The sequence below is a fragment of the Mesorhizobium sp. YC-39 genome (genome assembly GCF_025753795.1).
Classification (GTDB): Bacteria; Pseudomonadota; Alphaproteobacteria; order Rhizobiales; family Rhizobiaceae; genus Mesorhizobium.
The window spans coordinates 59,454-73,146 of the sequence record NZ_JAOWPS010000009.1 but is presented as its reverse complement, the minus strand read 5'-3'; the positions used below and the strand labels follow the sequence as shown (position 1 = coordinate 73,146).

The following is a 13,693-nucleotide window of genomic DNA, read 5'->3' as shown; positions in this document are numbered from 1 at the left end:
GGAGCCGGGAGGAGTGTGGCCCGGCTGGCGCGCAGAGAGTGTTGGCGCGGGCGCCACTCCCCTCTCGCGAAGGACATTTCCATGAACATTGTTTCGACCACACCGGCCGTTGCCCGGACTGCCGCTCCCCTCGACGCGCCGACGCCGGCCTCCATCAACAACGCCCAGGCAATCTATCAAGCGGCAACGCTGCTGCTGCCTTTCCTCGAGCTGGGCGAGCCTGTCACCACCGCCGCACTGCGCACCGCCATGACGACCAGTTTTGGCGGGAGCGATGCGCAAGGGTTCTGGGTCTGGAAGGACGCCTATGAGGCGCTCGAAGTCGCCCAGGTGCTGTTTTTGCGCCGGTTCGGCCAGGCGATCCTGTCGCGGTCCACGACGCCGCAGGCAACGCTGGCGATGATGAAGCGCATCGCCGACCTTCTTCCCACCCATACGCGAAGGTCGCACGAGAGCCAGGCCATGCAGCAGCTGTCGACGCCCTTGCCGCTGGCCTTCGTGACAGCGCACGCGGCGGCGATAGCATCTTGCGACCTCGTTCTCGAACCCTCGGCCGGCACCGGTCTGCTCGCCTTCCATGCCGAGATGGCGCGCGCCTCGATCGCCCTCAATGAGCTTGCCGCGAGGCGGGCCGATCTCCTCGGCCTGCTGTTTCCACGGTTTTCCGTCTCGCGGCACGACGCCGCCCATATCGACGATCATCTCGACGCGGCCATCGAGCCGTCCGTCGTGCTGATGAATCCACCCTTCAGCGTCGGCGCCTATGTCGACGGCCATGTCACTGACGCGGCATGGCGGCATCTCTCCTCCGCATTCGCCCGCCTGCGCGCAGGCGGGCGCCTGGTCGCCATCACCGGCACCGGGCTGTCTCCGGAAAACGCCAAATGGCGGCCGGCCTTCGAACGCCTGCAGCAGCAGGGCATCGTCGTCTTCACCGCGGCGATCGACGGCCGTGACTACGCCCGCCATGGCACCACCACTGAAACGCGACTGACAATTATCGACAAGGTACCGGCCGCCGACCCGAAAAATTTCGTCCGCTCGCCCGGCAAGGCAACTGATGTCGAAACGCTGCTCGCCTGGATTACGGATCTGCCGCCCCGGACACCGGGCGGCTTTCCGGATTCGATCGGCGCGTTGTCCAGCGGCATCCTGGCAAATGCCGCCATGCACATGGGCGGCCGATCAGGGGCGAGAGCCGCACCCCTCACTGTCTCAACTTCTGCGCCGAAGGCCATCCAACCGGTCCGTCCGATTGCGCGGGCGAATGCCCGCCAGGTCAAGGCAAGCAGCACGCCGGCGGTCCCCCTGGCCTATGAGCTACGCGACTGGATGCCGGAAGAGGGCGGCCGCCTCACCGACACGATCTACGAACCCTACGCGCTTCAGTCGATCGACATTCCCCGCGCAAAGCCGCATCCGACACCCCTCGTGCAGTCGGCAGCAATGGCCGCCGTCGCCCCGCCAAAGCCTTCCTATCGGCCGCTTCTTCCTGATGCGATCATCGACGAGGGCCTGCTGTCGGACGCCCAGCTCGAAAGCGTGATTTATGCCGGGGAGGCGCATTGCGGCCATCTCGCCGGCACCTGGACGGTTGGCGAGACCTGCGATGTCGTCTCGGCCGCCCCGGAAGGTGCTTCGAATGCTGTCCGCTTCCGCCGTGGTTGGTTTTTGGGCGATGGAACCGGCTGCGGCAAGGGACGGCAAGTCGCGGGCATCATCCTTGACAACTGGCTGCAGGGCCGCCGCCGTGCGATCTGGATTTCGAAGTCGGACAAGCTACTGGAAGATGCCCAGCGCGATTGGGCGGCACTTGGCCAGGAAAAACTTCTCGTGCAGCCACTGTCGCGCTATCGGCAGGGCACGCCGATCCGCCTTGCCGAGGGCATCCTGTTCACAACCTACGCGACGCTGCGCTCGCAGGAACGGGAAGGCAAGAAATCCCGGATTGCCCAGATCCTCGACTGGGTTGGACAAGAGCCGAGGAGGGCCGACGGCCCGACAGGGGATGCAGAAAAGTCGGCGGGGAGGACCGAAAGCCCGACGAGAGAAAACCCGTCGGGGGCGAAAAAATCTTTCGATGGCGTCATCGTCTTCGACGAGGCCCACGCCATGGCCAACGCCGCTGGCGGCAAAAGCGAGCGTGGCGACGTCGCCCCCTCGCAGCAGGGCAGGGCGGGACTGCGGCTCCAGCACGCACTGCCTGACGCCCGTGTCGTCTACGTCTCCGCGACCGGTGCGACCGCGGTCGAGAACCTCGCCTATGCGCAGCGTCTCGGCATCTGGGGCAGCGAGGATTTTCCCTTCGCCAACCGCGCCGAATTCGTCGCCGCGATCGAGGACGGCGGTGTCGCGGCGATGGAAGTGCTCGCCCGCGATCTCAAATCGCTCGGCCTCTATGCGGCGCGTTCGCTCTCTTATGACGGTGTCGAATATGACCTGCTCGAGCACGCGCTGAGCGACGAACAGATCCGCATCTACAACGCCTATGCCGACGCGTTCCAGGTCATCCACAACAACCTGACCGCCGCACTCGACGCGACCAACATCACCGGCGAGGCCGGCACGCTGAACCGCGACGCAAAATCGGCGGCGCGTTCAGCCTTCGAGAGCACCAAGCAACGCTTCTTCAGCCATCTCATTACCTCGATGATGACGCCGACGCTGATCGGCGCGATCGAAAAGGACCGGGTCGAAGGTCATTCGGCGGTCGTTCAGATCGTCTCGACCGGCGAAGCGCTGATGGAACGACGGCTTGCCGAAATCCCCACCGAGGAATGGTCGGATCTGCATGTCGATGTGACGCCGCGCGAGTATGTCGGCGGGTACTTAATGCACTCCTTCCCCACCCAGTTGTTCGAGGAATATTCGGACGCGGAGGGCAACGTCTGCTCGCGGCCTGCCCACGATGAAGATGGCAACCCGGTTCAATGCCGCGAGGCGGTTCGCCGGCGCGACGAGATGGTCGAGCGGCTTGGGTCGTTGCCGCCGGTCGGCAGTGCCCTTGACCAGATCATCCATCACTTCGGCACCGACATCGTCGCCGAGGTGACCGGCCGCGCGCGGCGTATCGTGAAAAAGACCGGCCGCGACGGCATAGACCGGCTGGCCGTGGAAAACCGCCCTGGCTCGGCCAATCTCGCCGAGACCCAGAGTTTCATGGATGACGACAAGCGCGTACTGATCTTTTCGGATGCCGGCGGCACAGGCCGGTCCTACCACGCCGATCTCGGGGTCAGGAACCAGAGGCTTCGCAAGCATTATCTGCTCGAGGCCGGCTGGCGCGCCGACAACGCCATCCAGGGTCTCGGGCGCACCCACCGCACAAATCAGAAGCAACCGCCGCTGTTCCGGCCCATGGCCGCGAACGTGAAAGCCGGCAAGCGCTTCCTGTCGACGATCGCACGGCGGCTCGACACGCTGGGTGCGATCACGCGCGGCCAGCGCCAGACCGGCGGGGCAGGGCTGTTCCGTGCCGAGGACAATCTCGAAAGCCCCTATGCGCGGGCCGCACTTCGCCAATTCTACATGCTGCTGCATCAGGGCAAGATCGAGGGTTGCTCGCTCACGACCTTTGAGACTGTGACCGGACTGTCGCTGACGACTGACGAGGGCGGGCTGCGCGACGAACTGCCGCCGATCACGACCTGGCTCAACCGCCTGCTGGCGCTGCGCATCGAAACCCAGAATCTGCTGTTCGAGGTGTTCGAGCAACTGATGACGGCGAAGGTCGAGGGCGCGATCGCTGCCGGCTCCTATGACAAAGGTCTGGAGACGATCACGGCGGAAAGCATCGTCGTCACCGATCGCCGCACCGTCTACGCGCACCCGATCTCGGGCGCGCAGTCGCATGTGCTGACCGTCGCACGCAAGGACCGGATTCGGCCGCTCAGCCTGGTCGACGCGGTGGCCATCGCCCGGGCGGAACCGCAATCGGTTCTGTTGGTGAACACGCGGTCGAACCGCGCGGCGATCCGGCTGCCGACGGCAAGTCTGATGCTCGACGATGGCGCGATAGAGCAGCGCGTGCGCCTGCTGCGGCCGACGGACGAACTGCGCTTCGGTCTCGATGCCCTTGCCGAGACCCACTGGCAGCCCGCCGACCGAGATCTGTTCTGCGACCTGTGGCAGGCTGAAGTCGCCGCTGTCCCGGAGTTCGCCACCAGCACCTTTCACATCGTGACGGGTCTGCTGTTGCCGATCTGGCGGCGCTTGCCGGATCATGATTGTCAGGTCTATCGGATCCAGACCGATGCCGGCGAACGCATCATCGGGCGTCACATCGCGCCGACGCTTGTTGCGACCATGTTGCGCAATCTGGGGCTCGATCATGTGCCGACGCTCGCGCCGCAAGATGCCTGGACCGGGCTTGTGGAAGGCAGGATCGGACTGCAACTCGCCGATGGCCTGATCCTGCGCCGCAGTCGGGTCATGAACGACTACCGTGTCGAGCTGATCGGCTTCACCGACGCTTTTGTTCCGCGGCTGAAGGCGCTGGGGCTGATCTCCGAGATCATCTCGTGGAAACTCCGGCTGTTCATCCCGACGAGTGAGCAAGGGCCGTCAATCCTCGCCGCGCTCCTCGACCTCCACACACTGGTCGGCGTCACCGACCGCGCGTCAGTGGCGTGAGGGGAGACGATCATGACCGTCTCGGCCTCCGAGCTTGCACAACGCCTTGGCGAACATGCCGAGGCGGTGTGCCGCGAATATCTCTCCAACGGCCATCGCTCCGGCAACTACTGGATGGTCGGCGATGTCCGCAACACGCGCGGCCGCTCCATGCATGTGCGGCTCAAAGCGGTGGGCGGCAAGGCAGCCGGAAAGTGGGTCGAATATGTTGCGGCGAGGGTTATGTTGCGCCGCCGCGATTGGGCGCCGTCCTACAGACGGTCGACGGCTTCTACGCAACATAACGTCAGCGCGCGGGAGGTGTCGTGATGCCCCGCGACGCTTCCGAACTGTCTCGCCGCCTGGCACGCCACGCAGAGGCGGTCTGCCGGCACTACCTGTCCAATGGTCGACGCCGAGGCCGCTACTGGACGGTGGGCGATGTGCGCAACACGCCCGGCCGATCGATGTTTGTCCGGCTCAGCGGGCCGGAATCCGGTCCCGGCGCCGCCGGGCATTGGACTGATGCCGCCTCAGCCGAATATGGCGATCTCCTCGACGTCATCCGCGAGAGCTGCGGTCTCGTCGATTTCCACGATGTCGCCGATGAGGCGCGGCGCTTTCTGAGCCTGCCGCGCGTCGAACCGTACGGCGCCCCAAAGCCCGTTCGCACACCCGTTCCCGCCGGATCGCCGGAAGCGGCGCAGCGGCTGTTCGCCATGTCGCAGCCGATCCGCCGGACGCTCGTCGAGACCTATTTGCGCAATCGCAGCATCATGAACTTGCGCGACGCAGGCAGCCTGCGATTCCATCCGCGCTGCTACTATCGACCTGAGGGCGACGGCCCGACCGAGACCTGGCCGGCGATGGTCGCTGCCGTCACCGATCTCGAAGGGAGGATCACCGGCGCGCATCGTACCTGGCTTGCCCGGGACGGTTCCGGCAAGGCTCCGATCGACACCCAAAGGAAGGCGATGGGCGGTCTCCTCGGCCATGCCGTCCGCTTTGGCGCTGCGGACGACGTCCTTGCGGTCGGCGAAGGCATCGAGACGATGCTGTCGCTGCGCTGTGCGCTGCCGGCCATGCCGATGGCTGCCGCGCTTTCGGCCAACCACCTTGCCGCCATTCTGCTCCCGCTGACGCTGCGTCGGCTTTACATCGTCCGCGACGCCGACGCCGCGGGCGACACGGCCCTCGCGACATTGACCGAACGTGCCGAAGCTGCCGGCATTGAGGCGCTTGCTCTATCTCCGCGGATGGGCGACTTCAACGAGGACCTGCGTGCATTCGGCCTCCGCGCGCTCCGGCGGACATTGCGCATCCAACTCATGCCGCAGGATTGCTGCTTTACTTACAGATGATTGAGCACCCTCTACGCAGCAGGGCTTTCATCACGGTGCTCGGTGCGAAAGCTTGAGCCTCCATCAACATGGAGGCACAAGTATGTTTGAAGCAATCTTCTTCCCTCGAACTGCAGAGAAATATCGAGCAGCACCGCTGTCTGAACCGCGCGCGCAGTACCTTCGACACCTGAATGAACTGGGCGCTTGCCGAACAACCTTACGCAAAAATGCGAACGATCAACTCAGTCTCGTCCGATTACTGGATTTGCGAGAAGGCGTCCGGGTCAGCATTCCCCAAATAGCAGCCGCAGCAGCAATCTGGGCGCTGCCAAAAGGCCACAGATATGCTCGGGCAGCTTCGCCCAAGGCGAGAACTCGCTTTGCCAGTCGCGGAATCCAATGGCTGCGATTCTTGGGGTGGCTCGACGAGCCTGAGCGTAAGCATCACCCACATCATGCAGAGATCGTGCCGCGCCGGGCTGGCTGCGGGGATCATCGCGCCCCGCTTTATGGCCGATGAGACCGTACCGAAAGGACTCGGGCGCGAGGATGTCCTGCGCCTGCTGGCTTCTGTCGTGGGGGATCGAGCGGTCGACAAGCGCGACAGGGCGATCCTGACGCTTCTCATCGCCTATGGACTGCGGGCTGGAGAAGTCCGCGGCCTGCAATTGGACGATCTGGACTGGGAGAACGAGATGCTCCGCGTCCGCTGCCCGAAGCCCGGTCGGACCCATCTCTGGCCGCTGTCGCATGAGGTCGGACATGCCATCCTGCGCTACATACGGGAGGCACGGCCATCTGGCTTCGGGCGCAGCCTCTTCTTCACAGTTCACGCGCCGATCCGACCGCTTGGCAGAGCAGCTTTGGGCAAGATGGTCCGTGATCGGCTGGCCGGCATTGGCATCGTCTCCGGCCGAAGAGGTACGCATGTCTTGCGGCATGCCGCAGCCCAGCATTTTCTGGATCAGGGCATGTCGATGAAGGTGATCGGGGACTTTCTCGGGCACCGCGACCCATCCTCCACCGCGATTTACGCAAAGGTCAATCTCGCGGCACTTCGCGAGGTGGCGGCCCTCGATCTGGAGGGCCTGGCATGACGTTGCGCGAGGCTATCGAGCAATACATCCTCTGGCGACAGGCCCACGGCGCCAAGTTCACGACCGGGGCGAACCTCCTACGTCACTTCCTCAAATATGCGAACGGAGATGACACCTGCGACGCGGTGACCACGACCAAGATTCTGGCCTTTCTGGCAGGCAAAGGGCCACTGGCGCCATGCTATCAGCCGTGGCCATGCGACTTGCTCGCCGTTGCCGAACAGCGAACCGAAATCGCCGCCCCGAAAGCCACCTTACATCTACTCGCACGAGGAGCTGCGGCGGCTCCTTGACCCGGCGACCCTGGAAAGCGTCCGGCGCGGTGCGGTTCAGTTCGACGCAGTGACATTCCGGACTCTGCTTCTTCTGCTTTACGGAGCCGGATTGCGCTTTAGTGAAGCGACAGGTCTCACATTCGCGGACGTCGATCTGGCGGAACACGTCCTGACCATACGCGCCACGAAGTTCTACAAGAGCCGTCTGGTTCCGATCGGACCGCAGCTTGCAACGGTGCTGACCAACTACATGCCGCTACGGCAGCGCGGCGAGCTCGCCCAAAGGCGCGACTTCCTTCCTCCTGGCGAATAGGGACGGCACACGACTCGCCAGCAGCACCGTTCAGGCCGCATTCGACGCGTTGCGGCGTATCGCTGAGGTCCATCGCACGGCAAGCGGGCGACAGATCCCGCGCCTGCACGATCTCCGGCATAACTCCGAGTGCCGGATTATTCCGAGTGACTCCATAGCTGCGGCGTAATTTTCTAATGATTGCAAGTAATTGGATCAGCGTCAGCCGTTGATTGCTCGGCATTATTCGGCTTCTCTTTCTAAGCGTGGACTTTCCCACGCTACAGGGAGACAGACGAATGCTTGATCTGAATGAGGCGCTACACAAAGATCGCTGGATAGGCGGATTGGAGGGATGTGTTGCAACGTTTTTGTTACTCGCGAGTGGCAAGGGATCCTTCAACCATTTCGGAGGATTGCGATGTTCAAAGGCCGCCAGTTCGACCAATCTGTGATCCTGCTTTGCGTGCGCTGGTACCTTGCCTACAATCTGAGCCTGCGTGATCTTGAGGAGATGATGGCCGAGCGCGGCATTACGGTCGATCACACGACCATCCACCGATTGACGGTCCGTTTCGCGCCCTTGTTGCTGGAGCGCTTCAACCGGCGCAAGCGTAGCGTGACCGGCAAATGGCATGTCGACGAGACCTACATCAAGGTCCGTGGCCAGTGGATGCAGGCCGTTGTCATCCGAAAGACGGCAAACACGGGCGCGGCTCCGCCTTTCTCCTTGAGCTCGTCAGCTTCTCGAAAGCCAACCTTCCTAGCATTCGCACCCGGTCTCTAGATGCCAATGCCGCCTATGCTGAACTAGGGTACCCGCTGGGCGGATCTGCAGGAGACTTTGTTATCATAATCGAAAGGAGAGCTTTATGGATTCCAATCGGATAAACGGTGGCGGCGCGCAAGGGTTCCCACCGGGGTACGTCCGGACACAGGAGGATCATGATCTATTTAGGCAGGCCGCGAATGAAGCCGGGTCATTATCATCTGCCGCGCTTGTATCGGCGCAGGCTCCGATTTGGAGTTCGAGCGCTCCGTACGGAAGCTTTTCACGCGATGGCTACTCTTGGAACAACGACGTATGGGGCCCGTGCCCTGGGCCTCAGACGATTTCGGTGAGTGGCGTCAACCGGTGGAGCGTATGGTCGAACCAGCCTAATACGCCGGGCATCAAAAGCTATCCGCACGAGGCTTTTAGTATCGGGAAACCGCTCAGTTCAATCAACACTCTGAGCTCGAGCTTCAATCAGGAGGTTCCTACTGGCGGCGCCTGGGATGTCGCCTACGATATCTGGGACAGCTCAAACCAGCATGAGGTAATGCTCTGGACAAACTACACCGGAAACTCGGACGGGAGCGGCAACGTTAAGCCCATTTCATATCATTATGCCCCTTCCGGTGCGGCGATTCCGGTCTACAGCAATGTCAATGTAGGCGGAGCGACTTGGAACGTGTTTGAAGGTGAAGGCCCCGACGGTCACAAGGTCATCTCATTGCTGCGCACTTCGAAGACCAACAGCGGGACAGTGGACATCAAGAGTATCCTGCAGTGGATCAAGTCGAAGGGGTACTTTGGCGACATAAACGTCGGTAGCGTCCAATACGGCGTCGAGATTACCTCGTCCCCGGGGGGAAAGAACTTCAATTTCAACAACTGGTCTGTGACCTCGAAGTGAAGATCCGTGTGCGGGCGGCAAGGTGAGCTGCGCTTATGCCAATGAGCCACGCTGGCTGACGGCCTAGCTTGCGCTTACCGGCTCGCTCGGCCAAAGCGATGGTTGTTTCCCGGCCGCGACGACGAGCGTCCGCTCGTCCCCAACGTGCTGCACGCCGCCTGCCGTTCAGCTTGTGCGGCGGCCGGCTTGAGCAAGTCGGTGACAGTGCACACGTTGCGGCACACATTCGCGACCCATCTCCCGGAGAACGGGGCCGACGTGCGCATCATCCAGGTGCTGCTTGGCCATGCCAGTCTGGCCAGCACGGCGCGCTATACCCAAGTCGCCACAAAGACCATCAGCAATACGCCAAGTCCGCTGGACCGGCTCCGCCTGGAGGTCGTGCCGCCCGGCTGAGCGGACCTGATGGCTCCGGTTCTGGAAGTGGCGGATATCTTCCGCCGCCACGGCGAAGCGTTTCGGCAAGCCCGTGCCGAGCATCTGGACCGCGTCGAGCGGCGCGTCATGGGCGCGATCACGGCATGCCGGACGGCTGTGCTCGGCGGCCACGTCGAGCAGTGCGATGACTGCGGCGCCACACGCATCGCCTACAACTCCTGCCTTATGGGCAAAGCCGGTAATGGGGAGCTGGCAATCGCGATCACCGTATTTTCCTGTGTATTGCCGCTCTCGAGCTCTCCATTAGAAGTCGCCCGTGCGGCCCCGTTGGGTCGGCCACTGATGGCCGGTCACATACGGAGACGGACATGTTGGAGACGTACTTCTCGGCAGCGAAGATGCTGGGGCATCTGCGCAGTGGGCCGAGCGGGCCTTACATTGACGGGTTTGCAGCGGCGCTGGAGCAGCAGGGCTATGGCCCCGAGACAGCGGTACGCTATTTGCGAGCGGCAGCTCACATCGGCCATGTCATGGCCGAGCAAGGCGCAGGCCTGACGGACGTTGATCTCGCCGCGTTCGGCGAGCACCTGCGCACTTGCCGGTGTTCACGCGCCAAAGGCGGCCGGCGCAACCACCACACCATCTACGGTGCCAGGCTCTTTCGTCGGCACCTCGTCGAGCTCGGCCTTTGCCGGTCCGAGGCCGTGGGGGCAGCGCCCGCCGAGCCGCAGCCGCTGGTCGCCGACTTCAAGACGTGGCTGCGCAAGCATCGCGGCGCATCCGATGCCACCGTCAGGCTCTACGCCCGCGACGCCGCGGGCCTGAGGATGGAGCTTCGATCTGACCCGGTCGGCTGGAGGCCGAACGATGTCCGCAGCTACTTCCTGGAGCGGGCGAGCAATAGCGGGAGTGGCACGATCAAGAAGATTACGACGAGCCTGCGGGCTTTCCTGCGGTATCTCGCAGTCACAGGCCGTTGTCAGGCAGGTCTCGACGGCGCCGTTCCGGCCTACGCTCATTGGCAGCTTGCCGACATGCCCCGGTATCTATCGACCGAGCAGGTCGACCGGCTGATCGCTGCCTGTGACGGCGATGCCGGTGCGCCGGCGTGATCGTGCGATCGTACTTTTGTTGGTGCGCCTCGGCCTGCGGGCCGGTGACGGGGCGCAACTGCGTCTCACCGATATCGAGTGGCAAACGGGATCGCTGCGGGTCTGCGGCAAGTCGCGCTACGAGGTCCGGCTGCCGCTACCGCAAGACGTCGGGGATGCGATCGCCGCCTACCTCGAATGCCGGCTGTCTACCCGCCGGAACGATGTCTTGTTCCTGCGCACGATCGCGCCGTGCCGGCCATTCCGACGAGGCGACGGCATCTCGTCGGTGGTGAAGCGTATCATGAAGCGGGCTGACATCGTGCCGCCGGTCAAAGGGGCCCACGCTCTGCGGCACACCGCGGCGACCGAGATGCTGCGCCACGGCGTGCCGCTCGACAAGATCGGCCTCGTCCTTCGGCATCGCGGCATCGATACGACAGCCTATTACGCAAAGGCCGACGTCGCGCTGCTGAAGCAGGTTGCTCAGCCCTGGCCGGAGGCGCTCTGATGCTCGACGCCATCGAGACCTATCTCGCGCTCCGCCGGCTACGGGCTTCGCGATGTCGACCGCGGAGTACCTGCTGAAGAGCTTTGCCGCCTTCGCGACCGCACGCGGACAAACGTACGTCCAGACAAAAACAGCGATCGACTGGGCCGCGCTGGGACCATCTGTCGCGCAACGGGATGCACGGCTAAGAGCCGTCTGTCACTTCGTACACCATGTCCGGGTGGAGGACGTCGGGCACGAGCTGCCGCCTGCAAATCACCTCGGCGCCCGTAAGAAGCGTCGCACGCCGCACATCTACACGACAGACAAGATCAGTCGGCTGGTCGAAGCTGCGCTGCGGCTTCGGCCAATGCGCGACTTACGCCCGCACACGCAAGCGACCTTGATCGCGCTGCTCTCATCCACAGGGCTCAGGATCTCCGAAGCCCTAAAGCTGACGATCGCGGACGTGACCCGCGACGGTCTGCTGACCCGCGAGACCAAGTTCCGCAAGACGCGATTGGTGCCGCTGCACGATACGGCGGCGGCCGGCTTGCAGCGATACCTGGCACGTCGCGGGCCCGGCTCAGACGATGATCCGGTGTTCATCGACAAGCGCAACCGGCCGCTACGCTACATTGCCGTCAAGGAGACCTTCGACAGGCTGGTCGACAAGGCTGGCATCAGATCGACGTCGGCTCGCCGTCCTCGCCTGCACGATCTGCGCCATAACTCCGAGTGCCGGATTATTCCGAGTGGCGACCGGGAGGCCAAAGAATGCGGGCGATTTGTGGCTTTTGTGTCTGCATTATCAGAGGCTCTTCAGGAATGTGAGGAGATGGTCGTCGGGCTTGTAGCGGCCCAACCGGATGTCGGCCGTGTCGGTCCTTGCCAGAGCTTGCTCCTTGAGCTTCATGTCGGCCTGAAGATAGATGGCGGTGGTTTCGACCGACTCGTGGCCCAGCCACAGAGCGATGACCGAGCGGTCGACGCCGTGCTGCCGGCCTGACCTTCCCGCCTGGCTGCCGTCGCCTCTACATCGCAGCTGATGCCGACACCGCCGGCCGTCAGGGCATCGAGCGCCTCAGCCAGCGCGCGGGCGAGTCAGGGATCCTTGCCCTGGTGTTGCGGCCGCAGCTCGGCGACTTCAACGACGATCTGCGTCATCTCGGCCCGGCCCATCTCGCCGCATCGCTCAGCGGTCAACTCGTCCCGGAGGATGCCCGTCTCTTCCTGCCGCCCGGATGAATGGGTCGGGCCGGCACGCGGGCCGGCGCTGCCTCGCCTGATAGCCTGCAAACATGGCGGCGCTCCACCGGAGAGGCCGCGCCCGCGGCCTGCCTGAGAGGCGACCCCTGCCACCCCCCGGTCACGGCCGCAACGGCTGCGCCGTCCTTCGCTCGCGCTCCGGCCTTCGGTGCGGCCGCGCCCGGGGCGCGGCCGGGATGCGCTGTCAGGCCGCGATAGGCGCGGCCACAACCGACGGAGACACGCCATGACCTACGATCTTCCTCTCGACGCCTACGAGCCGTACCACGCCTCCTCGCCGACCGACCGCGTCATCCTCGAACTTCAGATGTACGGCCACCGCCCGCATCAGGACGAACCTGATCCTCGGCCACTTCCCGACGACGAAGTGATCCGGGCTGGCCTGGCCGGGATCGTGGAAACCTTCGCCGGCATGCTCGGCGACACCAGGCTCGAACCCGATCTCGACGACCTGCTCTGGTCCTTCGCAAACGTCTTCCACCGTGCCGCCGAGCGCGTCGCCCGCAGCCTCGACCGCAACGAGGAAGCCCAGCGCTCAAGCCAGCATGAGCAGGACGGCTCGGAGGTGAAGTCCGTCGAGCTGGAGCGGCTGACCGCGGAAGGCATCAGCTATATCGAGCGCCGCAACGTGCTCGAAATCATGCGCGATCAGGCCGCCGATCTCTACGAGGCACAAACCGGATCGGCATGGCGACCGCGCACCGGCTCCAAGGTAAGCCACCAGGCGATGACCGCTGCGGTAATCGACTCCCGCGACTTCCTCGCCGCCCGTCGCCACGCCGAAACCGAGGTGCTCGTTCCAGCCGGGACCAAGATCGCCTTCGCCGGCGGCCTCGACTGCAACGATCACGACCGGATCTGGGACGCGCTCGACAAGGCCCGCGAAAAACATCCCGACATGGTTCTGCTCCACGGCGGCAGCCCGCGCGGCGCTGAGCGTATCGCCGCCTGCTGGGCCGAGAACCGCAAGGTCACCCAGATCGCCTTCAAGCCTGACTGGACCCGGCACGCCAAGGCGGCTCCGTTCCGCCGCAACGACCAGCTTCTCTCCGTGGTGCCCTACGGCCTGATCGTCTTTCCCGGCTCCGGCATCACCGATAACCTTGCCGACAAGGCGCGTCGGCTGGGCATTCCCGTCTGGCGGTTCGTGGAGGGCGGCGCGTGAGCG

At 64.0% G+C, this 13,693-nt stretch carries 9 protein-coding genes and 7 pseudogenes; 15 read left to right on the top strand and 1 reads right to left on the bottom strand.

From position 1 onward, the window contains the following. Nucleotides 1–81: 81 nt before the first annotated feature. The 13 genes and pseudogenes from OHD62_RS32120 to OHD62_RS35805 form a co-directional block, all read left to right on the top strand. The gene (locus OHD62_RS32120; protein ID WP_263791323.1) at nt 82–4,632 is read left to right on the top strand and encodes a strawberry notch-like NTP hydrolase domain-containing protein; all 4,551 of its coding nucleotides are present in this window, start codon (nt 82–84) and stop codon (nt 4,630–4,632) included. Nucleotides 4,633–4,644: 12 nt separating this feature from the next. Continuing rightward, nucleotides 4,645–4,836, top strand: a pseudogene (locus OHD62_RS35810) (hypothetical protein); the annotation flags it as partial. Between the two features lie 104 nt (nt 4,837–4,940). Then, nucleotides 4,941–5,972, top strand: a complete 1,032-nt coding sequence (locus OHD62_RS32110; RefSeq protein ID WP_263791322.1) for a toprim domain-containing protein — start codon at nt 4,941–4,943, stop codon at nt 5,970–5,972. 437 nt (nt 5,973–6,409) lie between these two features. Then, complete coding sequence (locus OHD62_RS32105) at nt 6,410–7,051, top strand: tyrosine-type recombinase/integrase (protein ID WP_263791320.1); 642 nt, start codon at nt 6,410–6,412, stop codon at nt 7,049–7,051. Beyond that, nucleotides 7,048–7,344: a hypothetical protein gene (locus OHD62_RS32100; RefSeq protein WP_263791319.1), complete on the top strand. Its 297-nt coding sequence runs from the start codon at nt 7,048–7,050 to the stop codon at nt 7,342–7,344. The genes OHD62_RS32105 and OHD62_RS32100 overlap by 4 nt, the downstream gene beginning before the upstream one ends. 49 nt (nt 7,345–7,393) lie before the next feature. Continuing rightward, nucleotides 7,394–7,639: a tyrosine-type recombinase/integrase gene (locus OHD62_RS32095; RefSeq protein ID WP_412177445.1), complete on the top strand. Its 246-nt coding sequence runs from the start codon at nt 7,394–7,396 to the stop codon at nt 7,637–7,639. 400 nt (nt 7,640–8,039) lie between these two features. After that, nucleotides 8,040–8,291: pseudogene (locus OHD62_RS32090) on the top strand (IS6 family transposase); the annotation flags it as partial. 199 nt (nt 8,292–8,490) lie between these two features. Then, on the top strand, nt 8,491–9,297 hold the full coding sequence (locus OHD62_RS32085; RefSeq protein WP_263791315.1) for a glycoside hydrolase family 12 protein: 807 nt from the start codon (nt 8,491–8,493) through the stop codon (nt 9,295–9,297). Nucleotides 9,298–9,372: 75 nt separating this feature from the next. Next, nucleotides 9,373–9,693, top strand: a pseudogene (locus tag OHD62_RS32080) (tyrosine-type recombinase/integrase); the annotation flags it as partial. Between the two features lie 9 nt (nt 9,694–9,702). Further along, a pseudogene (locus OHD62_RS32075) lies at nt 9,703–9,897 on the top strand (transposase zinc-binding domain-containing protein); the annotation flags it as partial. A 146-nt stretch (nt 9,898–10,043) separates the two neighbouring features. Further along, complete coding sequence (locus OHD62_RS32070; protein ID WP_263791399.1) at nt 10,044–10,787, top strand: hypothetical protein; 744 nt, start codon at nt 10,044–10,046, stop codon at nt 10,785–10,787. Next, nucleotides 10,768–11,277 (top strand): tyrosine-type recombinase/integrase, encoded by a 510-nt coding sequence (locus OHD62_RS32065; protein ID WP_263791313.1) that lies wholly within the window; start codon nt 10,768–10,770, stop codon nt 11,275–11,277. The genes OHD62_RS32070 and OHD62_RS32065 overlap by 20 nt, the downstream gene beginning before the upstream one ends. A 52-nt stretch (nt 11,278–11,329) precedes the next feature. Next, nucleotides 11,330–11,932: pseudogene (locus tag OHD62_RS35805) on the top strand (tyrosine-type recombinase/integrase); the annotation flags it as partial. Between the two features lie 135 nt (nt 11,933–12,067). Here the strand turns inward: OHD62_RS35805 and OHD62_RS35800 are convergent. Next, a pseudogene (locus OHD62_RS35800) lies at nt 12,068–12,256 on the bottom strand (integrase); the annotation flags it as partial. On the opposite strand from OHD62_RS35800, the pseudogene OHD62_RS32055 reads away from it, so the two are divergent. Both OHD62_RS32055 and OHD62_RS32050 read left to right on the top strand, forming a co-directional pair. Next, nucleotides 12,256–12,504 (top strand): annotated as a pseudogene (locus tag OHD62_RS32055) (toprim domain-containing protein); the annotation flags it as partial. The pseudogenes OHD62_RS35800 and OHD62_RS32055 sit on opposite strands and share 1 nt — an antisense overlap. A 247-nt stretch (nt 12,505–12,751) precedes the next feature. Continuing rightward, nucleotides 12,752–13,690 (top strand): DUF2493 domain-containing protein, encoded by a 939-nt coding sequence (locus OHD62_RS32050; protein ID WP_263791308.1) that lies wholly within the window; start codon nt 12,752–12,754, stop codon nt 13,688–13,690. Nucleotides 13,691–13,693: the final 3 nt, after the last annotated feature.